Below are 25,233 nucleotides of genomic sequence, written 5' to 3'. Positions count from 1 at the left end.
CGCCTGGGTCCCGCCTGCGTCAGCCGCGAAACCCGGAAAAGCCATGCGGGTTCCCGCAAGGATCGTGGGCAACTCCGCGCTTTCCGTTTGCTGGGAATCTGCGAAGCTTGGGGCTGGAGCGAGGATATGGAACGAGCTTTCCGACCCATCGACATGCCGCAGGTGACCGCGATCCTGACGTCGATTGCAGGTCAGCTGAACTTTCGCGCCGTGATCCGGGCGGCCTCGAACGAGATCGCGGGCCTTCTGCCGCACGACCATGTGGACATCGCGCTGATGTCGCCGGATGGGCAGGCGGTCACGGCCTGGGAGACGGGCCTTCACACCGAATGGGATGCCGAGACGACGGCGACAAAGGCGGTCGATGTCAGTCCGATCCGAGATCTGTTTCGCGGTCGGGTGGATCACATCATCACCAATGATGCACAAAGCGACCCGCGGTTTCATTTCGAGGGCGCCTTCTCGACCCCGATCTTTGCCGTCGGCCTGCACAGCCGCCTGCATGTGCCGCTAAAGGTTGAAGGGCGGGTGTTTGGCGCGCTGTCGTTCTCGACGCAAGAGATCGGCAGCTATCTGGCCGAAGACATCGGCAATGCCCGGATCGTGGCGGACATCCTGTCCGGGTATATCTACGCGCTGCGTCAGGGCGAGCTGGCCCGCAAGATCGCTGTCCAGCAGGCCGAAACCGAGGCGCGGGCCGAAGGGTTGCGGTTGGGCGCGCGGCAGCTGGCCGAAGCGATGGAAGAGGCGCGGCGCACCATCGGCATGGACCTGCATGACCAGACGGTTGCCGACCTGTCGCGGATTTCCCGGAACATCCGGCGGTTGGCCGAGCGGGGCGGGGCCGTCGGGGGCGAGCTTGAGGCGCTGGAAGACGATGTCAGCCATTGCCTGCGTGAGCTGCGGGTGATCGTCGATGACGCGCGGCCGTCGGTCCTGGAGCTGTTCGGGTTCGTCGAGGCGGTCGAGGCCTTGATGAGCCGCTCCGCCTCGCAGACGGCAGGCCCGGTAAACTGGCAGATGACGGACGACAGCGGCGGGATGATCAACCGGATGCCGGCCCGGGTTCAGGTTGCCCTGTACCGGATCGTGCAAGAGGCGCTGAACAACGCCTTCCGGCATTCCGGGGCGGAACGGATTGCGGTTCGCATTTCCGCTGTCGGCCCGCGCGTGACGATCCGGGTGCAGGATGACGGCACCGGGTTGGCACCCGAGTCGCGGCGGCCCTCATCCGGCATCGCGAACATGCGGACGCGAGCTGCCCTGATCGATGTCGGCTTCAAGCTGAAATCCGGACCGCAAGGCACCGAGATCCGGCTTGAGATCGACAACGCTGCCGCCTTGCAGACCGCTGAAAGCGAGAAGACATGACGACCTTCCTGATCGCCGAGGACGACCCCCTGCACCGAGGCTTTCTGCGTGAGGTGCTTGGTCAGTGCGACATCGGAGACTATCGGCTGATCGAAGTCGACAATGGCGAGGACGCCATCCGGCAGATGGAAGAAGAGGACGCACGCGGCGTGATCCTGGACTTGCAGATGCCGCGTCAGACGGGGGTGCAGGTTGCCCGCTGGCTCTGGGCGCGGTCCCCGACGACCCCGATCCTGTTCTGGTCCAACTATGCGGACGAAGCCTATGTGCGCGGCATTTCCCGGATCGTGCCTGCGAACACTGCCTACGGCTATCTGCTGAAATCCGCGTCGCGGGACCGGCTGTCGCGCGCGATCCAGTGCGTCTTCGTCGATGGCCAGAACATCATCGACCGCGAAGTCCGTTCGGTGCAGGAACGGCGTCAGGCCCGCACCTCGTCGCTGAGCGAAACCGAATACGAAGTGCTGCTGGACATCGCGATCGGGCTGACCGACCACGCGATTGCCGAACGCCGCCACATCTCGCTTCGGTCGGTGCAGGGGCGGTTGCAGCAGTTGTACCTGAAGCTTGGCCTTGACGAACGCCCGCCCCCGGGCGCCGCGCCCGCCGTCTACAACAGCCGGGGACGGGCCGTGGCACTGGCCCTGATCCGGCGGTTGATCAACGGGCGGACGGTCGAGATCGCCGAGACCGAATATGCAGAGGAACTGAAGAAGACGCGCAGCTAGCCCCGGGTCGCGCGCAACAGGGTGTGTCGCGCCGAAGCGAGGTGCGCCTTGCAGGCGGCCTCGACCCTGTCGGGGTTGCGGGACACAAGCGCGTCGATGTAGGCGACGTGTTCGGCCAAGGCGACGGCGTTCCGCTGCCGTTCGTCCGCCTTGTTCCATTGGTAGTGATAGTGGAAGATCAGCGTGATGATGTCGAAGAAGCCCTCGATGAACCGGTTGGGATGGGCGGCATTGATCAGCTGATGGAATGCGCTGTCCAGGTCCGGAAACTGCGCGAAATCCCGTTCGATCCGGGCCATGAGCGAAACATGCCGGTCCCGCAGGTCGATCAGGCTTGACCAGAACGGATCGCCCTCGGGCAGTGCCGCCGCCAGGCGGGCGGACCGCAGTTCGAACATCTCGCGGATCTCGAACAGTTCTATGGCAAAGCGGGCTGTGAAGCCCTTGAACACCCAGCGGCCGTTGGGTCGTTTGTCGATCAGGCCGACGCGCTGAAACCGATTCAGGAATTCGCGGACCAGGGTCGTCGCCACGCCGAAGCGGCGGGCCAGGTCGAGCTCGTTGATCAGCGTCCCCGGCCTTGCATTGTCGCGCAGAAGGTAGGTCATCACCTCCTGCTCGAACCGTTTTGCGCGGGGGATCGTCTCGGATTCCTGGAACCGGATCGAGCTTGCCGCGGCGGTAGGCAGGCGCCGCTTGGTGGCGGGATCGGAGATCAGGCTGGCTTCGGCCAAGGCCCGCAGCACCTTGCGCACCGTCGTGCGGCTGACGTCCAGCGCCAGACACAACCGCACTTCCGACGGCAGGCAGTCCCCGGGCGGGACCTTCGCCACTAGGTCAAGCGCGTCGTTGTAGGACCGTTTGAAGATCGTATCGGCTTTCATGGCTGCGCCCGTCCGTACCAGCAGGGTCAGTATTTTACCGGGAAAGATACAGTTTGTTTTTTGTCTGACAAATAGGATTTTATTAGAGAAGAAACTGAGCGGGAGTGCCCCTTGTGGCGCGTCAGACGGAAAATGGTCTTGGGACGACGAACCTTGCCCAGTCGGCGCAGGGTCCCAAGGGGGACGCGACGACCAGACTGGCTCTGCGGCTGCTTTCTGCCGGGCCGTTGCTGATCCTTGTGCTTCTGGTCCTTGGCATCGCGGCCGTGACTCCGGCCTTCGCCAAGCCGATCAACCTGGGCAACATCCTCGCGCAGACCTCGGTCATCGCAATCGTTGCGATGGGGCAGCAGCTGGTTATCCTGACCCGCGGCATCGACCTGTCGGTCGGGTCCAATCTGGCCCTGTGCACGGTTGTGGGCGGTCTGGCGTATCAGGCCACGGGTGGCACCCTGCCTGTCGTCCTGGCCATGCTTGCGACCGGCGCACTGGTCGGTGCGGTCAACGGGTTGGTCTATGTCCATGGCCGCCTGCCGCATCCGTTCATCATCACGTTGGCAACGCTGTCGATCTGCCGCGGCCTAGCCCTGGCGCTGGCCCCTGGCCATACGACGATGCGCGGGATGCCCGACCCGATTGCCGCGCTGGGGTCCCAGACGGTCCTCGGACTGCCGCTGGGTGTTCTGGTCGTGGTGCTGGTGGCTGGCCTTCTTCTGGTGATGACCCGGATGATGGTGGTCGGGCGCTGGATCACGGCAGTTGGCGGCAACCCGCAGGCGGCGCTTGGCATGGGGATTCCGGTCAAGGGTGTGCTGGTTGCGGTCTATGTGATCTCGGGCCTCTGCGCCGGGATCGGAGCCGTCGTCTTGGCAGGGCGGACCGATGCGGCCAGCCCGGTCTACGGGCAGCTTCTGGAACTGGACACCATCGCGGCGGTCATCATCGGGGGCGCCAGCTTTCTTGGCGGGCGCGGTCACCTTGGGCACGCGCTGATCGGGGCCGTGCTGATCGGGGTGATCCGCAACGCGCTGAACCTGCACAACGTCGAGGTGTTCTACCAGATGGTCGCCATTGGGCTCATCATCGTCCTGGCGGTCGAGGCCGATGTCCTGCGGTCCCACCTCGAAGCCCGGGCGCGGGTCCAGCAGGCGCGGGGGACGGCATGACCGAGCCATCGCAGCCTGTCCTGTCGATCCGCCATGCGCACAAGCGGTTTGGCGCGATTCATGCCTTGCAGGATGTCAGCCTGGATGCCTGGCCGGGGGAAGTGCTGGCGCTTCTGGGTGACAATGGTGCAGGCAAATCGACCCTGGTCAAATGCATAAGCGGACTCCATGCGCTGGATGAAGGCGAAATCCACCTGCACGGTCGCCCCGTGACACTGGCCTCGCCGACCGCAGCGCGGGCTGCCGGGATCGAGACGGTGTACCAGGACCTGGCCCTGTTCGATAACCTGTCCCCGGCCCAGAACTTCTATGCGGGACGCGAGCTGTCCTATCCAGCCTGGCTGCCGCGCCCGCTGCGGTTTCTCGACAAGGCGGCGATGCGGAAGACTGCGGCCGAGGTGATCGACCGGCTTCAGGTCAGGCTGCCGCATCCGGATGCGCCGGTGGCGATGATGTCGGGCGGACAACGGCAGGCCATTGCTGTCGCCCGCGCCACGGTCTTTGCCCGCAACATCGTTCTGCTGGACGAACCCACTGCGGCTCTTGGCCTCCGTGAGGCCCGCAAGGTGCTTGAACTGATTGCCCGGCTGCGGGCCGAAGGCAACGCGGTGATCCTGATCACCCACAACATGGATCACGTCACCGAACTGGCGGACCGCGCGGTGGTGCTGCGGCAGGGCCGCAAGGTCGGCGATCTGAAGCCGGACCAATCCAGCCGACAGGACCTCGTCTCGCTGATTGTCGGAGGCGAGGCGTGAAAGACCCACGTTCGTTCCGGGCGTGGCAAGGCAATGGATGCCAAGGGCATCCGCAACATGGGAGGACAGGATGAGACGACTGGGACGACAGCTCGTCGCCTTGGCGCTTGCGGCATTCGCGGCAGGTCCGGTGGCGGCACAGGATGCAGTGAAGATCGGGTTCATTACCAAGTTCCCGGTGCCCTTCTTCGCGTCGATGGAGGATGCCGCAAAGGCCTATGCCGCGGCGAATCCGGGCGTTGAGATCACCTTCGGGCAGGGCGCCTCGGCCACGGACATCGAAGGGCAGATTGCCCTGATCGAGTCCATGGTGGCGCAGGGTGTGCAGGGCATTGCTCTGACCCCCGTCGACCCGACCGTGGCTGCAGCGCTGGACAAGGCGGTGGCGGCCGGCGTCAAGGTCGTGCTGATGGACAACAACATCCCGGACTGGACGAACGGCACGGCGCTGGCCACGACCAACAACTATGAGGCAGGCAAACTGGCCGGGCAGTACCTGGCGACCGTCCTGAAGGAAGGCGACACGCTGGGAATCCTGGAGGGTGTCCCCGGTGTCCCGGCGCTGGATGATCGGGTCAATGGAATGCTGGAAGGGCTTGGCGGGCTGAAGGTCGAGATCGTCGGTCGCGGCGCCACCAACTGCACCGAAGAGCTTGGCATAAGTGTGGCCGAAGACCTGCTGACCAAGACGCCCGAGCTGAAGGCGATCTATGCCGCCTGCGGTCCGCCGGCCGCCGGGGCCGCCCGTGCGGTCGCCAATGCCGGGATCGCCCCCGATGCGATCCAGCTGGTCGGCTTTGACTTCTGCTGCGGCGAGGCTGAGGCGATGGCCGATGGCCTTGAAGACGCGACGATCGCGCAGTTCCCGACCAAGATGGCCGAGTACGGCGTCGATGCGCTGGTCAAGGCGATCCGTGGCGAAACGGTCCCGTCCCTGATCGATTCAGGGGCGGCACTGGTCACCAAGGCCAACATGGCCGAGTTTCAGTAGGTCACGATCCGGGCCCTGTCCGATTTCGTCGGGCAGGGCCTTTTCCCGGCTAGCCCAGCCGGTTGGCCCGGAACGACGCGATCAGGGTCTTCTTCGAGGTCGCCAGATGCGTCTGCATCGCTAGTTGCGCCATGTCCGGATCACGGGTGCGGATCGCCCGGATGATGGCGCGATGTTCGCCGATGGCCGCGCGGTTCCGCTCACGCTGGCCGCTTTTGTCCCACTGATAATGATAGTGGAAGATCAGCGAGATGACCTTCTGGAAATGCGTGACGAAGCGGTTCTTGACCAGGGCGATGATCGTGACGTGAAACCGTTCGTCAAGTTGCGAGAAGTCGCGGAAGTCGGTGTCGATCCGTCCCAAAAGGTCGTGGTGCAGCCGCTCAAGCTCTTCCAGTTCCGCCCAGAAGGGATCGCTTTCTGGCAGGGTGCAGGCGGTGCGGACAGCGTTCACTTCCAGCAGGGTGCGGAAGTCGGACAGCTCCATCGCGTAGTCCACGGTGAAGCCCAGAAGACGCCAGCCCCCGCGCGGACGTCTTTCGACCAGACCGAAGTGGCCAAGGCTGGCCAGAAACTCTTGCAGAAGGTGCGGCGGGACGGAAAACTGCTTGGCCAGTTGCGCGACGCTTAGCGGCGTGTCCGGTGGGATGTCGAACCGAAGGACCCAGTTCAGAAAGCGGCTTTCAAGCTGGGCCAGTGAGATGTACTCGTCGGGTTCGACCAGAAAGTCCGCCTCACGCGGGACCCGCAGCAGCGGCTTGCGTCGCCCGTCCAGGCGGACGATCCCCTGCGCATCCAGTCGCTGCAGGATCGCCCTGACGACAGTCCGGCTGACCTTCAGCCGCTCGGCAAGCTTCAGCTCGGACGGCAGCGACGTGCCGACCGGCATGTCCGCAAGGCTGGAAAGCGTCAGGTTGTAAGCGGCACGAAAGCGGATGTCGGTGCGGGCCACGCGCTGGTCTTTTGTACGATTTCGATTAAAAACAATTTACATCGCTGCTGCCCCCCGTCTAGTCCTCATCAGGATTGACGCCCGTTTCCTGGGGGATGGCCAGAGTGACCGCAATGATGGTTTCCGGCTCCTCAAGGATAGCGGGCACGGACCTGGACAGTCGGGGAGTGTGCCATGGACCTGGGGCTTGGGGGAAAGGTTATCGTCGTGACCGGCGGTGCCGCGGGCATCGGGCAGGCGATCTCGGAAGATCTGGCGGCCGAAGGTGCGGTTCCCGTGATTTTCGCCCGCCGCGCACCGGATGCGGCATGGTTGGCAAACCTTGGGCCGCGGGCCAGTTGGGTCGAGGTTGAACTGTCTTGCGATGACCAATGTCGGCGGGCGGTCGCAGAGACCAAGGCGCGCTACGGCACAGTCTACGGCCTCGTGAACAACGCCGGCGTCAATGACGGCATCGGGATCGAGGCGGGGCCAGAGGCGTTTCGCGCGTCGCTCGACCGCAACCTGATCCATTACTACACGATGGTTCACCTTCTGGCGGATGACATCAAGGCGGCCTCTGGCGCGATCGTGAACATTAGCTCGAAGACCGCCGTGACCGGGCAGGGCAACACGTCGGCCTATGTCGCGGCCAAGGCCGCGCAACTGGGCCTTACCCGGGAATGGGCGGCGGCCTTCGCGCCCTATGGTGTGCGGGTGAACGCCGTCCTACCCGCAGAAGTCATGACACCGCTTTACGACCGCTGGATCCGGACCTTTGACGATCCGGAGGCCAAGCTTGCCGAAATCACCGCTCGCATTCCCCTTGGTCAGCGCATGACCGAGGCTGCTGAAATCGCCGCAATGACGGTCTTTGCCCTGTCCGACCGCGCGCGGCACCTGACCGGGCAGTGGCTTTTCGTGGATGGCGGCTACGTCCATCTTGACCGCGCCCTGGCCGGGGTCAGCAAGTGACGTGCAAGCGCATCTTGCCCAAGATTGTGCGAAGGGCGGGCCAAACCGAAGGAGGGCTTCATCTTGTCTGAACGGTTGAAGGGAAAACGCGTGCTGGTCACGGCGGCCGGTCAGGGGATCGGGCGTGCCAGCGCATTGGCGATGGCACGCGAAGGTGCACATGTCCTAGCCACGGACATCAATGCGGCCACGCTGGACAGCCTGAAGGACCATGGCATCGAAACCCGTCTGCTGAATGTGCGCGACCCGGCCGAGATCGCCAGGACGGTCGAGGCCGCCGGACGGGTGGATGTCCTGTTCAATTGCGCGGGATTTGTCGCAAACGGCACCATCCTGGACTGTGACGACGACCAATGGGCCTTCAGCGTCGATCTGAACATGACGGCCATGTACCGGATGTGCCGGGCCTTCCTGCCCGGGATGCTGGCGCAGGGGGGCGGGTCCATCATCAACATGGCCTCGGTCGCGTCCTCGGTGATCGCGGCGCCCAACCGCTTTGTCTACGGTGCGACCAAGGCCGGGGTGATTGGCCTGACCAAATCCATCGCCGCCGACTTTGTCGGCAAGGGTATCCGCTGCAATGCCATCTGCCCGGGGACGGTGGAAAGCCCGTCGCTGGATGATCGTCTGCGTGCGATGGGAGACTATGACGCGGCGAGAGCCGCCTTCGCTGCGCGACAGCCCATCGGCCGCATGGCGCGGGCGGAAGAGATCGCGGCGCTTGTCGTCTACCTTGCGTCCGACGAAGCCTCGTATACCACTGGCGTCGCACATGTGATCGACGGCGGCTGGGCCAACATCTGAGGATATGACATGAAGCTTTTGCGTCACGGGACCGCAGGGTCCGAAAAGCCCGGACTGCTGCATACTGACGGCACGATCCGCGATCTAACCGGCCTTGTGCCCGACATCGGCGGCGGCGTTCTGTCGGATCCCGGACTTGCGATGCTGCGCGGTGTCGATGCCGGAGCGCTTCCCGTGGTGGATGCCAGCACGCGGCTTGGTCCCTGTGTCGCGGGCACGGGCAAGTTCATTTGCATCGGCCTCAACTACGCTGATCACGCGGCGGAAAGCGGCATGGCGGTGCCACCCGAGCCGGTGATCTTCATGAAGGCCACCAGCGCCATCTGCGGACCCAACGATCCGATCATCATTCCGCGCGGGTCGCAGAAGACCGACTGGGAAGTCGAGCTTGCGGTCATCATCGGGACCAGAGCGAAGTACGTCAGCGAAGCGGATGCGATGGCGCATGTCGCGGGTTTCGCGGTTGCCAACGACGTCAGCGAACGCGCTTTCCAGGCCGAGCGTGCGGGTCAATGGACCAAGGGCAAAAGCTGCGACAACTTCGGTCAGATCGGCCCCTGGCTGGTGACGCGGGACGAGGTTGCGAACCCTCAGGCGCTGGACATGTGGCTGACGGTAAACGGCGAGAAGATGCAGAACGGCTCGACCCGGACCATGGTCTACGGCGTGGCGCATCTGGTCAGCTATCTGTCGCAGTTCATGACGCTGCATCCCGGCGACGTGATCTCGACTGGCACGCCGCCCGGCGTGGGACTTGGGCAGAAACCGCCGCGCTATTTGAAAGCCGGGGATGTTGTGGAGCTGGGAATCGCCGGTCTTGGCCAGCAGCGGCAGGACGTGATCGCGGACAGCTGACCACTCGTCGGGGCGCCTAGAACAGACCGATGTGCCTCTGGAACGCGGCAGCGAAATGCGCCTGCACCGCCGCGTCCGCTGCGTCCCCGTCGCGGGCGGTACAGGCGGCAATGATCGCCAGATGCTCGCGCAACGACTTGAGCGCAATCGGCGGCGTCAGCTTGCGGTCCAGCCGCACCAGCCGCAGGTAGTTGTGAATCCGCCGGTAGCTGGATTCGATCAGCGGGTTGTCCAGAATGTCGACAATCGACCCGTGCAACGACACCTCAAGCCGCTCCAGTTCGGCCAGCGTGTCCTGGTCTAGCCCCTTGGCCTCGATCTGCCGACACAAGGCCTCGTGTTCGGACGCAAGCTCCTCGAACACCCTCGCCTGTGCCGTCTCGGCAAAGATGCGCACGGCCGCCCGTTCGATGATGGTACGGAACTGATAGGTGGAGCGGGTCAGCTCCAGGCCCGGCTTGACGAATTCGATCCCGGACCGGGGGTGAATGGTCACCACACCCTCGGCTTCCAGGACCCGCAGGGCATCACGAATCGGCGCGACCGGAACGTCGAGCAGGGCCACCAGATCGGCCTGCGACAGGAAGGCGCCCGCAGGAACCCGCCGCGCATACAAGGCCTCAAGGATGCGTTCGTACGCCAGATCGCTGAGCGTGCGATTGGCAGACGGACCTGTCCGCCCTGCGGCCGTCTTTACCACTTGCATCCTGCCGCCCCCATCTGATAGGTCTGACAGCCAATCTGATATATCAGATTCGGATCGTGATCCATCTACCTGTACTCGTTCTGCTACATTTGCGAAGTTCTGGCAGATCAGAGGGTGCGCGGCAAGCGATGGAGCACTGTCGGCAACAGCAGGCGCCGGAGCCAACCGGTCGTGTCACAGCGGACGCTCTGCACAGAGCACGGGAGGAAATGATGCTGAAGAAATCCATGCTTGCGGCTTGTGCCGTTCTTGCCCTCGTCGGCCAGTCCGGTGCCGACACGCTGCGCGACGACTGGTGCAGCGGCGTGAAACTGCGGTTCTTTGCTGGTGGCGCGGAAGGCGATGCCTTCGCCTCGATCGTCTACAATGGAGCGGTTCAGGCGGCGGCCGACACCGGGGCTGACGTTGAGTATGTCTTCTCGGGCTGGAGTTCCGAAAAGATGGTGCAGCAACTGCGTGAGGCCCTGGCGGCCGGACCGGCTGGTATCGCGATGATGGGGCATCCGGGCAACGCGGCGATCATGCCGCTGGCCAAGGACGCCGCAGAGGCCGGGATCAAGATGATGTACCAGAACGTCCCGGTCGATGAGGTGACGGCTGCCTTCGGGGGTGGATATGTCGGCGCGCAGCAGAACCCGCAGGGTCGCGCACTGGGGGAAGAGGCCATCCGCCGCTTTGGCCTGAAGGAAGGCGACGTGGCCATCGTCCTTAGCGACTGGTCGCAGGAAGAACGGTCCGAGCGCGAACTGGGCACGATCCAGGCGTTTGAGGCCATCGGCATGAAGGTGGTCAAGCTGCAATCGCCGCAGGAGCTTGGCACCGACCCGAACACCGGCATCCCGGTCATCACCGCAGCGATCACCGCCAATCCCGACGTCAAGCTGATCGCCTATCCCGGCGGCCAGCCCCTGGGGAATGCCAAGGTCTACATGGAGGCCGCCGGCAAGGGGCCTGGCGACATCATCAACATCGGCTTCGACACCAGCCCGCAGATCGTCGAGGCGTTCAAGGGCGGCTGGGTGCATCTGACCTCGGACCAGCAACCGTTCCTGCAAGGCTACATGCCGGTCCTGAGCCTGTGCCAGCAGGTGGTCTATGGTCTGGGTGCGATCAACGTCGATACCGGCGCGGGCTTCGTGACGGCGGACAACGTCGATGCCGTTGCCGGGTTGGCTGCGGAAGGCCTTCGTTGATGCGTTAAGATCGGGCCGGGCGTTGCGCTCGGCCCACCTCTGGCTGTGCAGGCAAGAATGACAGATCGCATCATCGAACTTCGCGACATCCGCAAATCCTATGGTCAGGTCTATGCCCTGGGCGGGGTCGACCTGCATGTGGACCAGGGCGAGGTCGTGGGTCTGGTCGGGGACAACGGCGCGGGCAAGTCCACGCTGATCAAGATTCTCGCTGGCGCCGTCCGACCGACCAGCGGCGAGATCCTGGTGCGCGGCAGGCCGGTACACGGCTGGGACGCCGCCCAGTCCCGCGCCGCCGGGATCGAGACGGTCTTCCAGGATCGCGCCTTGGCCGTCCAACAGTCGATCACCTGGAACATCTTCATGGGCCGGGAAATCACCGGGCCCTTTGGTTTTCTACGGGCGGGAAAGCAGCGCGAGGAAGCATCACGGCTGATGCGAGAGATCGGGTTCACCTCCAAGGTCTTCGGGCCGGATTCCATCGTCGGGCAGTTATCCGGTGGCGAACGTCAGGGCGTGGCCATCGCCCGGGCAATCTACAACCGAAGCGACCTGATCATTCTTGATGAGCCCACCACCGCCTTGTCCCTGACCGAGACGGCAAAGGTCTTCCACTTCGTCGAACAGGCGCGGGCGGCGGGCCGGTCGATCCTGTTCATCGGCCACAACATCCACCACGTCTACGACATCTCTGACCGGTTCGTCGTACTGGATCGGGGAAGGGTCGCCAGCCAGATCACCAAGGCCGAACTTGGCAGTGCGGATGCGCTGGTCCGGTTCATGGAAGAACTGGCGCACCCGTCGCCGAAGACAGAAAAGGCCGGAAAAGCATGAGCTTGAACCCCACCGATGATCCGGTCTCGCAAGCTCCGCAAAAACTGGACGCAAATGCTGTCCGGCGCGTGGCCGAAGGGCGCCATGCCGATCAAAGCCCCCTGCGCCGGTTCTTGCGCGCCAACCGTCCCGCCTTGGGCGCGCTGGCGGTCGCGGTGCTGATGCTGCTGATCTTCCTGATCGGTGACCCCACGGTCTTTACCAGCTGGAACGTCTACCGCGCCGTGCTGATCGGCCTGCCGGTGGTGATCTTCGTCGTCGTGCCCCTGGTCTTTGTCGTGACCGTGGGAGAGATCGACCTGTCCTTCCCGGCCACCATCGGGATGACCGGCTGGGTCTTTGCCCTGATCGTGCAGGCGGGGTTTGATCCCTTCCTTGGCCTTCTGGGGGCAATGGTGACGGGCGTCGGGCTTGGGTTCTGCGTCGGCTGGCTGGTGGTCTATGCCAACCTGTCGTCGCTGATCGCCACGCTGGGGATGAACTTCATGCTGCGCGGGCTGATCCAGATCCGGACCGAGGGCAAGTCCATCGCGCTGCCCAATCTACCCGACAGCCTCGCCTACCGCATCTTCGCGGATCAGTACCTGGGCATTCCGGTCAGCGTGTTCTGGATCGTGATCTTCGTTGCCGTCTGCTCGCTGATCTACAACCGGCACCGCTTTGGTTTGCGGGTCCATGTCGTGGGTGACAACCCCGATGCGGCCCAGCAGATGGGGATCAATGTGCGCCGGGTGCGCCTGCTGACCTTCGCCTTTGTCGGCTTCGGGGCAAGCCTGGCCGGGGTTTTCGCGGTCTTCATCAACTACACCTGGTGGCCCACCTCGGGTGAAAGCTACCTCTTGCCCGGTCTCGCCTCGGTCTTCGTCGGAGGCACCGCACCCTGGGGCGGGATCGGCACGGTCATCGGCAGCGCCATCGGGGCCTTCACCGTGTCCTTCATCCAGACCGGGGTGGTCGGCGTCGGGTTGTCAGGCTTCTACGTCCAGTTCTTCTACGGCCTCATCATCATCCTGTCCCTGCTGGGCCACCGCTGGAACCAGATCCGGTATCGCTGATGCGCATCGTCGATTTCCGCATCACCCGTATCCAGTTTCCCCGCGACCGGGTGATCGGGGACAGCCAGGTCCGGACCGACCTGGTCAGCATCGCGGCGCTGGAACTGATCGACCAGAACGGCCAGTCGGGCCTTGGCTTCATGCAGTCCCTGTTCACGCCGATGCCGGCCCAGGCCGAAATGGAGCGGTTGTTCCTGCAGGACGTCTGGCCCGGGCTGGACGGGCAGCATCCGGCGGGGCTTGTCCACCGGATCAACCGCCCGCGGGGTGGAAACATCCGGCCGTTGTCCCTGCCTGCACACGAGGCAGTGCAGGTCGCGCTGTGGGATCTTGCGGGCAAGCAGTTGGGTCTGCCGCTGTGGCAGCTTCTGGGGGGCATCGCTCCGAAACCCGTGCCCGCCTACGCCAGCGGCTTGGACTTCCATCTGTCGGATGACGACTTCTGCGACCTGTTTGGCAAGGCAAATGCGCAAGGCTATTCGGCCTTCAAGATCAAGGTTGGTCATCCCGTCTTCGAGCGTGACCTTCACCGACTTGCACTGTTGCAGAAGACCGTGCGCAAGGGCGCAAGGATCATGGTCGACGCAAACGAGGCCTGGGGGGCCAAGGAAGCGGCGGTCAAGGTAACTGCGATCCGTGACGCGGGCTTCGACCTGACTTGGGTCGAGGATCCTATTCTGCGGAACGACTTCGAAGGCCTGCGCCTGCTGCGAAAGACCCTGCCGTTCACGATGATAAATTCGGGTGAATACCTGGATGCCTCGGGCAAGTTGGCCCTGATGAAGGCCGGTGCAACCGATGTCCTGAATGTGCATGGCCAGATCAGCGACGTGATGCGGGTCGCCTGGGTTGCGGCAGAGTGGGGCGTACCGATCAGCCTGGGCAATACGTTCCTTGAGGTCGGGATTCACCTCGCCCTTGCGCTGCCCGAGGTTGGCTGGCTGGAGTATTCGTTCCAGAACTTCGATCACCTTGTCGACCAGACGCTTTCCATCCGCGACGGGGTGGTCGGTATCCCCGAAGCCCCGGGTCATGGCCTGACCCTGAGCGAGGCAGGCCGGAAAAGCGCCCGGGATTTGTGAGGCCACGGGCCGAACTGCCCGGCGCAACAGATTCCCCGAAACCGGATTCTCCCTGTGAATCCGTGCAGAAGGACCTCTCGCCAGGTCATTTCGGAAACCATGCTGACCTATTTTGCGAAAAATGGGGCAATATTTCTGCCGTTTTCAGATTAAAACCGATATATAGGTCAATCATACTGACTTTTACTCTGGTGCGATCCGCTGTATCCAGCAGGCCCGACAGATTCCGGTGAAAGGCGCAGCCATGGCCACGCAGAAGATGCTGAAGTTCGTCACGGTCGGCAAGGAGATGCCGGAAAAGCGTGACGCATCCTCGCGCGCGCAGGATTTCCACGAGATTTACCGGGAGTACGCGGATCGCAAGGCCGCCGAGCAGGCCAGCCGCTGCAGCCAGTGCGGCGTGCCCTACTGCCAGTCGCATTGCCCCCTGCACAACAACATCCCCGACTGGCTGAAGCTGACCGCCGAGGGCCGTCTGCAAGAGGCTTACGAGATTAGCCAGGCCACCAACACCTTCCCGGAGATCTGCGGTCGCATCTGCCCGCAGGACCGCCTCTGCGAAGGCAACTGCGTGATTGAGCAGTCGGGGCATGGGACCGTCACCATCGGGTCGGTCGAGAAATACATCACCGACACGGCGTGGGAGGAAGGCTGGGTCAAACCGATCCGCCCCCATGCCGAGCGGTCGGAGTCAGTCGGCATCATCGGCGCGGGGCCAGGGGGTCTGGCGGCGGCGGACATGCTGCGGCGGCAGGGCGTGCAGGTCACGGTCTATGACCGCTATGACCGCTCGGGCGGGCTAATGACCTATGGCATTCCCGGATTCAAGCTGGAGAAGGACGTGGTGGAGCGTCGGAACGCCCAGCTGGCGGACGGGGGCGTGAACTTTGTCCTGAACTGCAACGTGGGCGAGGACATCACCTTTGACGCGATCCGCGGCCAGCACGATGCGGTGTTGATCGCGACGGGCGTCTACAAGGCGCGGGACATTGAGGCTCCGGGTGTGGGCGCGAAGGGGATCGTGAAGGCGCTGGACTATCTGACAGTGTCGAACCGCAAGGGCTTTGGCGACGACGTTCCGGAGTATGAGAGCGGAGAGCTGAACGCCTCGGGCAAGCGGGTGGTGGTGATCGGCGGCGGCGACACGGCGATGGACTGCGTGCGGACGGCGATCCGGCAGGGCGCGCTGTCGGTGAAGTGCCTCTATCGCCGCGACCGGGCGAACATGCCGGGGTCGCAGCGCGAGGTGCAGAACGCTGAAGAAGAAGGCGTTGAATTCGTGTGGCTTTCCGCGCCGAAGGGGTTCACCGGCGGGACGGAAGTTGACGGCGTGATGGTGCAGAAGATGCGCCTTGGTGCACCCGATGCCACGGGCCGCCAGACGCCCGAGATCATCGAAGGTGCGGATTATGTCGAACCCGCCGATCTGGTGATCCAGGCGCTGGGCTTCGAGCCGGAGGAGCTGCCGACGCTCTGGGGGGTGCCAGAGCTGAAGGTCACCCGCTGGGGCACGATCAAGGCTGACTTCCGCACCCATGAGACCAGCCTGCCGGGCGTCTATGCGGCGGGGGATATCGTGCGCGGGGCGAGCCTGGTCGTCTGGGCGATCCGCGACGGGCGCGAGGCTGCGGAGGCGATCCTGGGGTATCTGAGCCAGACTGGGGCCGTGGCGGCAGAGTAGGCTACACCCCGTCTACAACGCGTATGCATCCCATGCATACGCGCGTAGGAGGCGGGAAGCGTTAAACGTCAGGTGTATTGACCTGATTGCAGTGGTGAAACGGCGATGCGGAAAGTTCTGATCCTTGCCTGCCTGACCGCCCCGGCCGCCCCAGCGCTGGCCGGCACCTGGACGGCGCCCGTGGGGTGCGAGGCGTTTCTGACCGTGCAGTCCAAGGCCTGCCGCGTGTCGCACTACTACCGCTGTGCGGCGGACCAACCGGGCGACCAGTGGCGGGTCGACATGGATCAGGAGGGGCCATTCTTCTATTCGAAGATCGACGCCGAGGGGCAGTGGGTCGAAAGCTACGATCCGATCAAGCAGACGCTCGACCCCGCCCCTGCCGATCCGGCCAGCATGACCGAGTTGATCGGCGAAGGCATGGATACCTGGAGCTTCAGCCTGTCGAAGGCTGACGGGACGGGCAGCCGGGCCGAGGGCTATGACCGGCTGACCGGGAAATCGGTGCTGATCGACGGCATCACGCTGAGCCAGACCGAGGTCGACTTCACCGAATACGATCTGTCTGGCAACGTCCTGCGCCGGTCGCGGGGCAACGAATATATCCACCCAGACTGGCGGCTGTTCTTTGCGGGGCCGGGCGAGACCGATCTGGGCGATGGCCAGTGGCTGCCGATTGATGGCTCGCCAGTGCAGTTTGTCTTCCCGGGGGAGGAGGGGTTTCTCGCGATGCAGCCGATCTACGACTGCGACGCACTGACCGCCTCGCTTCCGGTCTGGAGGGTGAGCCATGAGCCTTGAACGCGAGGGCGGTTGCCTCTGCCGCGCGGTGCGGTTCAAGGCCACGCTGACGGGGACGAATTTCGGCGTCTGCCACTGCCCCATGTGCCGGAAGTGGACCGGCTCGGCGCTGTTGGGGATCACGGTTCCCACCGCAAGCGTGGAGTGGACGGGCCTTGAGCATGTGGCCAAGCGCCAGTCCTCGGCCTGGGGCGAGCGGGCCTGGTGCGCCGATTGCGGTTCGGCCCTGTGGTTCCGGGTGACGGCGGACGGGCCATACGCGGGCAACCTGGAACTGCCGATTGGCACGTTCGACGATGCGAACGGGCTGACCATGACGAATGAGATCTACATCGACCACAAGCCCGACAGCTATGCTTTCGCGGGGACCGGTCGGAACGTTTTGACGCGAGCGCAGTGCGTGGAGAAATTCCCGCTTCTGGCCAGTGAATGAGGGGCAAGCCATGACCAAATACGATGCCGCCTGGGTAAAGGCCGAAGAGGAAAAGCGCGCTTGGCTGGACGCGAACGGGCTGTACAAGACCGAGGATGAGCATTCGTCCTGCGGCGTGGGGCTGGTGGTTTCCATTTCGGGCAAGCCGTCGCGCAAGGTGGTTGAGAACGGCATCAATGCGCTGAAGGCGGTCTGGCACCGGGGCGCGGTGGATGCGGACGGCAAGACCGGCGACGGGGCGGGGATCCATGTGCAGATCCCGGTGCGGTTCTTCTATGATCAGGTGCGTCGGACGGGGCACGAGCCAGATGTCAACAAGCTGATCGCCGTGGGGCAGGTCTTCCTGCCGCGGACGGACTTTGGCGCTCAGGAACGCTGCCGGACCATCGTGGAGACCGAGGTCCTGCGGATGGGGCATTACATCTACGGCTGGCGGCATGTGCCGGTGGATGTCTCGGTCCTGGGCGATAAGGCCAATGCGACGCGGCCCGAGATCGAACAGATTCTGATCCGCTGCGAGAAGGACATCGATCAGGAGCAGTTCGAGCGCGAGCTGTACATCATCCGGCGGCGGATCGAGAAGGCGGCGACGGCGGCGGGCATCCAGGGGATGTATCTGTGTTCGCTCTCCTGCCGGTCGATCATCTACAAGGGGATGATGCTGGCCGAGCAGGTGGCGACCTTCTACCCCGACCTAATGGACGAGCGGTTTGAATCCGCCTTCGCGATCTATCACCAGCGGTATTCGACGAACACCTTCCCGCAGTGGTGGCTGGCCCAGCCGTTCCGGATGCTGGCCCACAACGGCGAGATCAACACGCTGAAGGGCAACGTCAACTGGATGAAAAGCCACGAGATCCGGATGGCTTCGAACAACTTTGGCGAGGCGGCCGAGGACATCAAGCCGATCATCCCGGGCGGCACGTCGGACTCGGGTGCCCTGGACGCGGTGTTCGAAGTTCTGGTGCGGTCGGGGCGGTCGGCTCCGATGGCCAAGACGATGCTGGTGCCGGAAGCCTGGTCGAAGCAGACGGTGAACATGCCCAAGGCCTGGGCGGACATGTATTCCTACTGCAACTCGGTTATCGAACCGTGGGATGGGCCGGCGGCTTTGGCCATGACCGATGGCCGCTGGGTCTGCGGGGGTCTTGACCGCAACGGTCTGCGGCCGATGCGCTATGTGGTGACCGGCGACGGGATGCTGATCGCGGGGTCGGAGGCCGGGATGGTGCCGGTCGATGAGTCGACGATTCGCGAAAAGGGCGCGCTGGGGCCGGGGCAGATGATTGCTGTCGATATGGCCGAGGGCAAGCTGTACCACGATGTGGAGATGAAGGACAAACTGGCGGCCGCGCAGCCGTACAGCGAATGGGTCGGCAAGATCGTCGACCTGAACAGCCTGCTGAGGGACGTGCCGGAGACGCAGACATTCACGGGCGGTGAGCTGAGGAAGCGCCAGATCGCGGCGGGGTTCACCATCGAGGAGTTGGAGCAGGTTCTGGCCCCGATGGCCGAGGATGGGAAAGAGATGGTCGCCTCGATGGGTGATGACACGCCGCCTGCGGTGCTGTCGTCGGTCTATCGGCCGCTGTCGCATTACTTCCGGCAGAACTTCAGCCAGGTGACGAACCCGCCCATCGACTCGCTGCGCGAGGGGCGCGTGATGTCGCTGAAGACGCGGTTCGGCAACCTGCGGAACGTGCTGGACGAGAACAACAGCCAGACCGAAATCCTGGTCCTCGAAAGCCCCTTCATCGCGAACCGCGAGTTCGACGTGATGGTGCAGCGTTTTGGCGATCAGGTGGCGTTCATCGACTGCACCTTCCCGGTGGGCGAGGGGCTGGATGACCTGCGGCAGGGGCTGGAGCGCATCCGGGCCGAGGCCGAGGATGCGGTGCGGTCCGGCGCTGGGCAACTGGTCCTGACGGATGAGCATCAGGGGCCGGACAAGGTCGGGATGCCGATGATCCTGGCAACCTCGGCGGTGCATTCCTGGCTGACGCGGAAGGGGTTGCGGACGTTCTGCTCGATCAACGTGCGGTCGGCGGAATGCATCGACCCGCATTACTTTGCCGTCCTGATCGGCTCGGGCGCGACGACAGTGAACCCTTACATCGCGCAGGACTCCATTGCCGACCGGATCGACCGGGGGCTGCTGGACGGCTCGCTGACCGACGCAATGCGGCGGTATCGGGATGCCATCGACGCGGGGCTTCTGAAGATCATGTCGAAGATGGGGATCTCCGTAATCTCCTCCTATCGCGGCGGTCTGAACTTTGAGGCCGTGGGGCTGTCCCGTGCGATGGTGGCTGAGTATTTCCCGGGGATGCAGGCGCGCATTTCGGGCATCGGCCTGACTGGCGTGGAGCAGAAGCTGGAGGAAGTCCACAAGCGCGGCTGGCTGGGTGGGGCGGACGTCCTGCCCATCGGCGGTTTCTACAAGGCGCGGCGGTCGGGCGAGAAGCACGCTTGGGAAGCGCAGACGATGCACATGCTGCAATCGGCCTGTGACCGGGCGTCTTATGACATCTGGAAGCAGTATTCCGCCGCGATGCGGGCGAACCCGCCGATCCATCTGCGGGACCTTCTGGACATCAAGACCCTGGGCAAGCCGGTGCCGATTGAGGAGGTGGAGAGCATCACTTCGATCCGCAAGCGGTTCGTGACGCCGGGGATGTCGCTGGGGGCGCTGTCGCCCGAGGCGCACAAGACTCTGAACGTGGCGATGAACCGGATCGGGGCGAAGTCGGACAGCGGCGAGGGTGGCGAGGACCCGGCGCATTTCACGCCGGAGCCGAACGGGGACAACCCCTCCGCCAAGATCAAGCAGGTCGCGTCGGGGCGCTTTGGCGTGACGGCGGAGTATCTGAACGCCTGTGAAGAGCTTGAGATCAAGGTCGCGCAGGGCGCGAAGCCCGGTGAGGGCGGCCAGCTGCCGGGGATGAAGGTCACGGCGCTGATCGCGCGGCTGCGGCATTCGACGCCGGGGGTGACCCTGATTTCCCCGCCGCCGCACCACGATATCTACAGTATCGAGGACCTGGCGCAGCTGATCTACGACCTAAAGCAGATCAACCCGCGCGCCAAGGTTACGGTGAAGTTGGTGTCGTCGTCGGGCGTTGGCACGATTGCGGCGGGGGTGGCGAAGGCCAAAGCCGACGTGATCCTGATCTCGGGCCATAACGGCGGGACCGGGGCTTCGCCTGCGACCAGCATCAAGTATGCGGGCCTGCCGTGGGAGATGGGCCTGACCGAGGCGCATCAGGTTCTGGCGATGAACAACCTGCGCGAGCGGGTGACCTTGCGCACGGACGGTGGGCTGCGGACCGGGCGCGACATCGTCATGGCGGCGATGATGGGGGCCGAGGAATACGGGATCGGCACCGCCGCGCTGATCGCGATGGGCTGCATCATGGTGCGCCAGTGCCAGTCAAACACCTGCCCGGTGGGGGTCTGCACCCAGGACGAACGCCTGCGGGCGAAGTTCACCGGGTCTGCGGACAAGGTGGTGAACCTGATCACCTTCTATGCGCAGGAAGTGCGGGAGATCCTGGCGTCCATCGGTGCGCGGTCGATGGACGAGATCATCGGGCGGGCCGATCTGCTGACGCAGGTTTCGCGCGGTGCGGCCAACCTTGACGACCTTGACCTGAACCCGATGCTGATCAGCGTCGATGGGGCGCGGTCGATCACCTATGACCGGTCGAAGCCGCGGAATGCCGTGCCGGATACGTTGGACGCCGACATCATTCGCGACGGGCATCGCTTCTTCGAAGACGGCGAGAAGATGCAGCTGTCCTATGCCGTGCGGAACACGCTGCGGACCATCGGGACGCGGGCCTCATCACACATCGTGAAGAAGTTCGGGATGCGGAACGCGCTGCAGCCGGACCATCTGACGGTGAAGCTGACCGGGTCTTGCGGGCAGTCGCTGGGCGCGTTCAGCGTCCGGGGGCTGAAGCTGGAAGTGCAGGGCGATGCCAACGACTATGTCGGCAAGGGCCTGTCGGGCGGCACGATCACGGTGCGGCCGCTGATGTCCTCGCCGCTGAAGGCCGAGGAGAACACGATCATCGGGAACACCGTTCTGTACGGGGCGACCGACGGGTTCCTGTTCGCCAGTGGTCGGGCCGGGGAGCGCTTCGCGGTGCGGAACTCGGGTGCTTCGGTGGTCGTGGAAGGCTGCGGGTCGAACGGGTGCGAGTACATGACTGGCGGTGTCGCGGTGATCCTGGGCCGGATCGGCGCCAACTTCGGGGCGGGGATGACGGGCGGGATGGCCTATGTCTACGATCCCGACGGCGTGGCCGAGGACTTCATGAACCTGGAGTCGATCCTGACCTGCGCGGTGGAGCATCCGCACTGGGAGATGCAGCTGAAGGGCCTGATCGCCCGGCATCTGGAGGAAACCGGCAGCCGGATCGCCGACCGTATCCTGCAGAACTGGGACCGCGAGCGGCTGAACTTCCTTCAGGTCTGCCCGAAGGAGATGGTGGACCGGCTGCCCTATCCGCTGTCGGACGAGGTGGCGAAGGTTCCGGCCGAGTAAGACATTCAAGGGCGGCTCGATTGCTTCGGGCCGCCCTCTGGACCTCAGACTTCGGCCAGGCCGACGACGTAGTTGCTGCCATAGGCCTTCGCGCAGTTCGGGCATGTCGTGTAGAAGAACCACACCTTGCCGTCTGGCTTCCCGTGGCTGGCGCTGAGGGCCTTGAGTTCCCCATACCAGTCCTTGGCATCGCTGTAGGGCCCTTCGAATACCTTCGTGACATAGTCACCGGACAGGCGGGTCATCTCTTCCTCGGGCACGTCCTTGGTGACTGCGAACAGGTGTTCGCCCTTGAAGGCCGAGAGGTCGCGCGACAGGACGATCACCTGTTCAGGGTCCATCGCGGCAGCGTCGTCGATATGGCCCTGCACGCGGGTGAAGACCTTGCCCATGTTCAGCGGGATGTGCATCGCGGACAGGGTTTCGGCTCGCAGGAAGGGCTTGTCGCGGAAGTGAAGCTCGGCCCCGTCCCAGCCTTCCGGGTTGAAACGAGGGCAGCAGCCGGTGGTGTTCACGGACTGGTCGTATCTGGGAAGTGCGTTGGTTTGCATCGTCCTTCTCCTTCGGCGGGTTGCCGACTGGAAGGTTAGCCGAACGCCGGGCTGGCCGCCTTGACGGGGGTCAAAACGGCCAGTCGATCGGGCCTAGTCCTCGGAGGACCGGGCCCAGAGGTTGATGTCCTTTTCTTCCGAGATGGCGTCGATCTGGGCCAGTTCCTTGGCGGTGAAGTCGAGCTTTTCCAGCGCACCGACGCAATCCACCACCTGCTCGGGCTTCGACGCCCCGATCAGGGCGCTGGTGATGCCGCCGTTTCGCAGTACCCAGGCCAGCGCCATCTGCGCCAGCGTCTGGCCGCGGGCTGCGGCCATGTCGTTCAGCTTACGCACCGACCCAAGCGCCTTTTCCACTACCGACGGGTGCAGCGACTTGTCCTGCGTCGCGCGGCTCCCTGCGGGGATGCCGTTCAGGTACTTGTTGGTCAGGATGCCTTGCGCCAAGGGCACGAAGGCGATGGAGCCGACGCCAAGTTCCTTCAGCGTGTCCTTCAGCCCGTCGGTTTCGACCCAGCGGTTCAGGATGTTGTAACTGGGCTGATGGATCAGCAGGGGAGTCCCCAGATCCTTCAGGATCGCCACCGCCTCACGCGTGCGCTGGGAGTTGTAGCTGGAAATGCCGATGTACTGCGCGCGGCCCGACCGGACGATGTGGTCCAGCGCACCCATGGTTTCTTCCAGCGAGGTGTCGGGGTCGAAGCGGTGGGAATAGAAGATGTCGACATAGTCGAGGCCCATCCGCTTGAGGCTCTGGTCGCAGGAGGCGATGACGTACTTCCGGCTGCCCCATTCGCCGTAGGGGCCATCCCACATCAGGTAACCGGCCTTGGAAGAGATGACGAGTTCGTCACGATGGGAACGGAAGTCGGTTTTCAGAAGTTCCCCAAAGGCTTCCTCGGCGCTGCCGGGTGGGGGGCCGTAGTTGTTTGCGAGGTCGAAGTGGGTGATCCCGAGGTCAAAGGCGGTGCGGCAGATCGCCTGTTTCGTGGCATGTGGCGTGTCGTGACCGAAGTTGTGCCAGAGGCCGAGGCTGATCGCCGGAAGCTTGAGGCCCGACGTTCCACAGCGGTTGTAGATCATCCGCTCATAGCGGTTGGCGGCGGGGATATAGGTCATGGGGGTCCTCCTGTTGGGGTCAGCATTCCACGCGAAGACGGCGGCTACAAGTTGCGCGGCGCGACGATCCGGGGGAAGGTAGAGACATGAAGCAGCTTCGGCAGGTTTGGGACTTTCTGGGTGCCGTGGCTTTGCGGGTCAGCGACGGGCATTTTGGTCTGATCGCCGCCGGAGTGGCCTTCTTTGCGATGTTTGCCGTTTTCCCCGGTCTTGCAGCCGCCGTGGCAGTCTGGGGGATGTTTGCCGATCCGGGCATCATCCAGGGCTACCTGACCGTGGCAGAGCGGTTCCTGCCGCCCGAGGCTGGCACTTTGATCCACGATCAGGTGATGGGCTTGATCACCGCTCCGCGGACGGCATTGCAATGGACGACACTTCTGTCGCTGATGATTGCGCTTTATTCTGCGCGGGCCGGGGTTTCGGCCCTGGTGCAGGGGCTGGATGTCGTTCACCGTTCAACCCCGCGCGGCTGGATCAGGGGCTGGGCCGTCGATTTCCTTCTGACCGGCGCGCTGATCGGCGCGCTGTTCGTGGCTTTGGTGACAGTCGTGGTGGTGCCCATCCTTCTGTCCTACGTCACATTCGGTACGTTCGAGGCCTGGTTGATCAGGGTGCTGCCTTGGGCGGCGATGTTCCTTCTGGTCGTGACGTGCCTGTCGATCCTGTATCGGTTCGGACCTAACGTGCCGGGCGGATTCCGGTCGCCCTGGATCACGGTGGGGGTGCTTGTGGCGTCGCTGGCCTGGGCGGGCGTGTCGATCGGGTTTTCGGTCTACCTGGCGAACTTCAACAGCTACAACGCGATCTACGGGTCGATTGGCGCCGTGATCATTCTGATGATGTGGTTGTACCTGAGCGTCTGGGCCGTCCTGCTGGGCGGCGCGATCAACGCCGAGCTGGACGCGCGGATGCGGCGTTGATCAGGTAGGGGCGAAGGCGGCGGCCAGTGGCGCGGGCAGACTAAACTCGGCCAGAACGCGGGCGCGACCGGCCTCGGACATCTTCCGCGCGGTCTTTTCGACGATTTCGAGCACCTGAGTTTCTTCGTGCTTTGCGGCGAAATCGGCGAAGTACCAGCGCAGGAAGACGAAACAGATCACATCCTCCAGCGCCTGAACCTCGGGGTCGCGCTTGATCCCTTCCTTGCGCAACAGGACACCCACCCGGACGCAGACGGCTTGGGGGTAGCCCGCAGCCTCCATGATCCCGGCGACGCGCTCGGCATGGCGTCGGCCCTGCTCTCGGCGCCATTCCAGATATCCCGCCTTGCCGTCCGGGTAGTCCGAGCGTGGCAGAAGCCAGCGTTCCACATGCTGGCCGCGCGCCGCGATCTGCAACACGTCCGAGGCTTGCGGGAACAGCCTGTTCAGTTCGGCCGTCATCCGTTGGCCATAGGACAGCGCCTCGCCCTTGGGATCGGCAGAGTTTGCCGCGTCGATCTGTGCAAGCGCAGTCTGCAGCCGGTCTGTCATGGCGTCCCCGTAGATGGTTCAAATCCCTGCGGTCAAAGTCTGACGGCAGACGCGGTTCTGTGCAACTCTGCCCGAAAGCAGGGGCGCGTTCGCCTTTGGGCGCCTTGCCCGGGAATCAGGCGGAGGTCCCAATACCGCCCATTTTCTGCACCGCAGCGACGAGTGGCAGCCCCTTTTTTGGGCAAAGGGGCCGAATCCCCCGGAATCTGCTGCTGGCTTGCTGGGCAGAATTTGCCGGTTGCCGCCTGCGCCAAGCATCACTGTCGCTGACGCGGGGGAAACCGTCGCGCCTTG

Annotated in this window: 23 protein-coding genes; 17 read left to right on the top strand and 6 right to left on the bottom strand. The window is 64.1% G+C overall.

The window, feature by feature from the left end; translation table 11 throughout:
* The first annotated feature begins 126 nt into the window (after positions 1-126).
* Positions 127-1,371 carry a sensor histidine kinase gene (locus E8M84_RS01075; protein ID WP_170971807.1) on the top strand — a complete coding sequence of 415 codons (1,245 nt, stop codon included), beginning with the start codon at positions 127-129 and terminating at the stop codon, positions 1,369-1,371.
* Positions 1,368-2,099, top strand: coding sequence for a response regulator transcription factor (locus tag E8M84_RS01070; RefSeq protein WP_137109327.1), 732 nt, complete (start codon positions 1,368-1,370; stop codon positions 2,097-2,099). The genes E8M84_RS01075 and E8M84_RS01070 overlap by 4 nt, the downstream gene beginning before the upstream one ends.
* On the opposite strand, the gene E8M84_RS01065 is transcribed toward E8M84_RS01070, so the two are convergent.
* Positions 2,096-2,983, bottom strand: a complete 888-nt coding sequence (locus E8M84_RS01065) for a GntR family transcriptional regulator (RefSeq protein ID WP_137109326.1) — start codon at positions 2,981-2,983, stop codon at positions 2,096-2,098. The two genes, E8M84_RS01070 and E8M84_RS01065, sit on opposite strands and share 4 nt — an antisense overlap.
* Positions 2,984-3,096: 113 nt before the next feature.
* On the opposite strand from E8M84_RS01065, the gene E8M84_RS01060 reads away from it, so the two are divergent.
* From E8M84_RS01060 to E8M84_RS01050, 3 genes are all read left to right on the top strand, one after another.
* Entirely contained in the window at positions 3,097-4,149 is a 1,053-nt protein-coding gene (locus tag E8M84_RS01060; RefSeq protein ID WP_205914554.1) for an ABC transporter permease, read from the top strand.
* Positions 4,146-4,907 carry an ATP-binding cassette domain-containing protein gene (locus tag E8M84_RS01055; protein ID WP_137109325.1) on the top strand — a complete coding sequence of 254 codons (762 nt, stop codon included), beginning with the start codon at positions 4,146-4,148 and terminating at the stop codon, positions 4,905-4,907. The genes E8M84_RS01060 and E8M84_RS01055 overlap by 4 nt, the downstream gene beginning before the upstream one ends.
* Positions 4,908-4,977: 70 nt before the next feature.
* Positions 4,978-5,898 (top strand): sugar ABC transporter substrate-binding protein, encoded by a 921-nt coding sequence (locus E8M84_RS01050; RefSeq protein ID WP_137109324.1) that lies wholly within the window; start codon positions 4,978-4,980, stop codon positions 5,896-5,898.
* A gap of 49 nt (positions 5,899-5,947) precedes the next feature.
* Here E8M84_RS01050 and E8M84_RS01045 read toward each other — a convergent pair whose 3' ends face one another.
* Positions 5,948-6,850, bottom strand: coding sequence for a GntR family transcriptional regulator (locus tag E8M84_RS01045; protein WP_137109323.1), 903 nt, complete (start codon positions 6,848-6,850; stop codon positions 5,948-5,950).
* A gap of 174 nt (positions 6,851-7,024) precedes the next feature.
* Between E8M84_RS01045 and E8M84_RS01040 the strand changes: the two genes are divergently transcribed.
* The 3 genes from E8M84_RS01040 to E8M84_RS01030 all read left to right on the top strand — a co-directional run bounded on the left by E8M84_RS01040 (position 7,025) and on the right by E8M84_RS01030 (position 9,463).
* Complete coding sequence (locus tag E8M84_RS01040; RefSeq protein ID WP_137109322.1) at positions 7,025-7,804, top strand: SDR family oxidoreductase; 780 nt, start codon at positions 7,025-7,027, stop codon at positions 7,802-7,804.
* A 63-nt stretch (positions 7,805-7,867) separates the two neighbouring features.
* A complete protein-coding gene (locus tag E8M84_RS01035) occupies positions 7,868-8,608 on the top strand; it encodes an SDR family oxidoreductase (RefSeq protein WP_137109321.1) in 741 nt (246 codons plus the stop codon).
* 9 nt (positions 8,609-8,617) lie between these two features.
* Entirely contained in the window at positions 8,618-9,463 is an 846-nt protein-coding gene (locus E8M84_RS01030; RefSeq protein WP_137109320.1) for a fumarylacetoacetate hydrolase family protein, read from the top strand.
* Between the two features lie 16 nt (positions 9,464-9,479).
* Here the strand turns inward: E8M84_RS01030 and E8M84_RS01025 are convergent, their stop codons facing one another.
* The gene (locus tag E8M84_RS01025; protein ID WP_137109319.1) at positions 9,480-10,169 is read right to left on the bottom strand and encodes a GntR family transcriptional regulator; all 690 of its coding nucleotides are present in this window, start codon (positions 10,167-10,169) and stop codon (positions 9,480-9,482) included.
* A gap of 212 nt (positions 10,170-10,381) precedes the next feature.
* Here E8M84_RS01025 and E8M84_RS01020 point away from each other — a divergent pair, with 212 nt between their 5' ends.
* From E8M84_RS01020 to gltB, 8 genes are all read left to right on the top strand, one after another.
* The gene (locus tag E8M84_RS01020; protein ID WP_205914553.1) at positions 10,382-11,362 is read left to right on the top strand and encodes a substrate-binding domain-containing protein; all 981 of its coding nucleotides are present in this window, start codon (positions 10,382-10,384) and stop codon (positions 11,360-11,362) included.
* Between the two features lie 57 nt (positions 11,363-11,419).
* The gene (locus E8M84_RS01015; protein WP_137109317.1) at positions 11,420-12,196 is read left to right on the top strand and encodes an ATP-binding cassette domain-containing protein; all 777 of its coding nucleotides are present in this window, start codon (positions 11,420-11,422) and stop codon (positions 12,194-12,196) included.
* The gene (locus E8M84_RS01010) at positions 12,193-13,251 is read left to right on the top strand and encodes an ABC transporter permease (protein ID WP_137109316.1); all 1,059 of its coding nucleotides are present in this window, start codon (positions 12,193-12,195) and stop codon (positions 13,249-13,251) included. The genes E8M84_RS01015 and E8M84_RS01010 overlap by 4 nt, the downstream gene beginning before the upstream one ends.
* The gene (locus tag E8M84_RS01005; protein ID WP_137109315.1) at positions 13,251-14,333 is read left to right on the top strand and encodes a mandelate racemase/muconate lactonizing enzyme family protein; all 1,083 of its coding nucleotides are present in this window, start codon (positions 13,251-13,253) and stop codon (positions 14,331-14,333) included. The genes E8M84_RS01010 and E8M84_RS01005 overlap by 1 nt, the downstream gene beginning before the upstream one ends.
* Before the next feature lie 244 nt (positions 14,334-14,577).
* Complete coding sequence (locus E8M84_RS01000) at positions 14,578-16,014, top strand: NAD(P)-dependent oxidoreductase (protein WP_137109314.1); 1,437 nt, start codon at positions 14,578-14,580, stop codon at positions 16,012-16,014.
* A gap of 105 nt (positions 16,015-16,119) precedes the next feature.
* Positions 16,120-16,815 carry a hypothetical protein gene (locus E8M84_RS00995; RefSeq protein ID WP_137109313.1) on the top strand — a complete coding sequence of 232 codons (696 nt, stop codon included), beginning with the start codon at positions 16,120-16,122 and terminating at the stop codon, positions 16,813-16,815.
* Positions 16,805-17,248: a GFA family protein gene (locus E8M84_RS00990; RefSeq protein ID WP_137109312.1), complete on the top strand. Its 444-nt coding sequence runs from the start codon at positions 16,805-16,807 to the stop codon at positions 17,246-17,248. Before E8M84_RS00995 ends, E8M84_RS00990 begins: the two co-directional genes overlap by 11 nt.
* A 10-nt stretch (positions 17,249-17,258) precedes the next feature.
* Positions 17,259-21,797, top strand: a complete 4,539-nt coding sequence (gene gltB / locus E8M84_RS00985; protein WP_137109311.1) for a glutamate synthase large subunit — start codon at positions 17,259-17,261, stop codon at positions 21,795-21,797.
* A gap of 44 nt (positions 21,798-21,841) precedes the next feature.
* Here gltB and E8M84_RS00980 read toward each other — a convergent pair whose 3' ends face one another.
* Positions 21,842-22,348, bottom strand: coding sequence for a hydrolase (locus tag E8M84_RS00980; RefSeq protein WP_137109310.1), 507 nt, complete (start codon positions 22,346-22,348; stop codon positions 21,842-21,844).
* A gap of 93 nt (positions 22,349-22,441) precedes the next feature.
* Positions 22,442-23,467, bottom strand: coding sequence for an L-glyceraldehyde 3-phosphate reductase (gene mgrA / locus E8M84_RS00975; RefSeq protein ID WP_137109309.1), 1,026 nt, complete (start codon positions 23,465-23,467; stop codon positions 22,442-22,444).
* A gap of 86 nt (positions 23,468-23,553) precedes the next feature.
* On the opposite strand from mgrA, the gene E8M84_RS00970 reads away from it, so the two are divergent.
* Positions 23,554-24,387 (top strand): YihY/virulence factor BrkB family protein, encoded by an 834-nt coding sequence (locus tag E8M84_RS00970; RefSeq protein WP_137109308.1) that lies wholly within the window; start codon positions 23,554-23,556, stop codon positions 24,385-24,387.
* On the opposite strand, the gene E8M84_RS00965 is transcribed toward E8M84_RS00970, so the two are convergent.
* The gene (locus E8M84_RS00965) at positions 24,388-24,939 is read right to left on the bottom strand and encodes a DUF4202 domain-containing protein (RefSeq protein WP_137109307.1); all 552 of its coding nucleotides are present in this window, start codon (positions 24,937-24,939) and stop codon (positions 24,388-24,390) included.
* Positions 24,940-25,233 lie beyond the last annotated feature (294 nt).

Source organism: Rhodobacter sp. SY28-1, from assembly GCF_005222785.1.
In the GTDB taxonomy this organism is placed as follows: domain Bacteria; phylum Pseudomonadota; class Alphaproteobacteria; order Rhodobacterales; family Rhodobacteraceae; genus Tabrizicola.
This window is presented reverse-complemented; position numbering and strand designations above follow the sequence as displayed.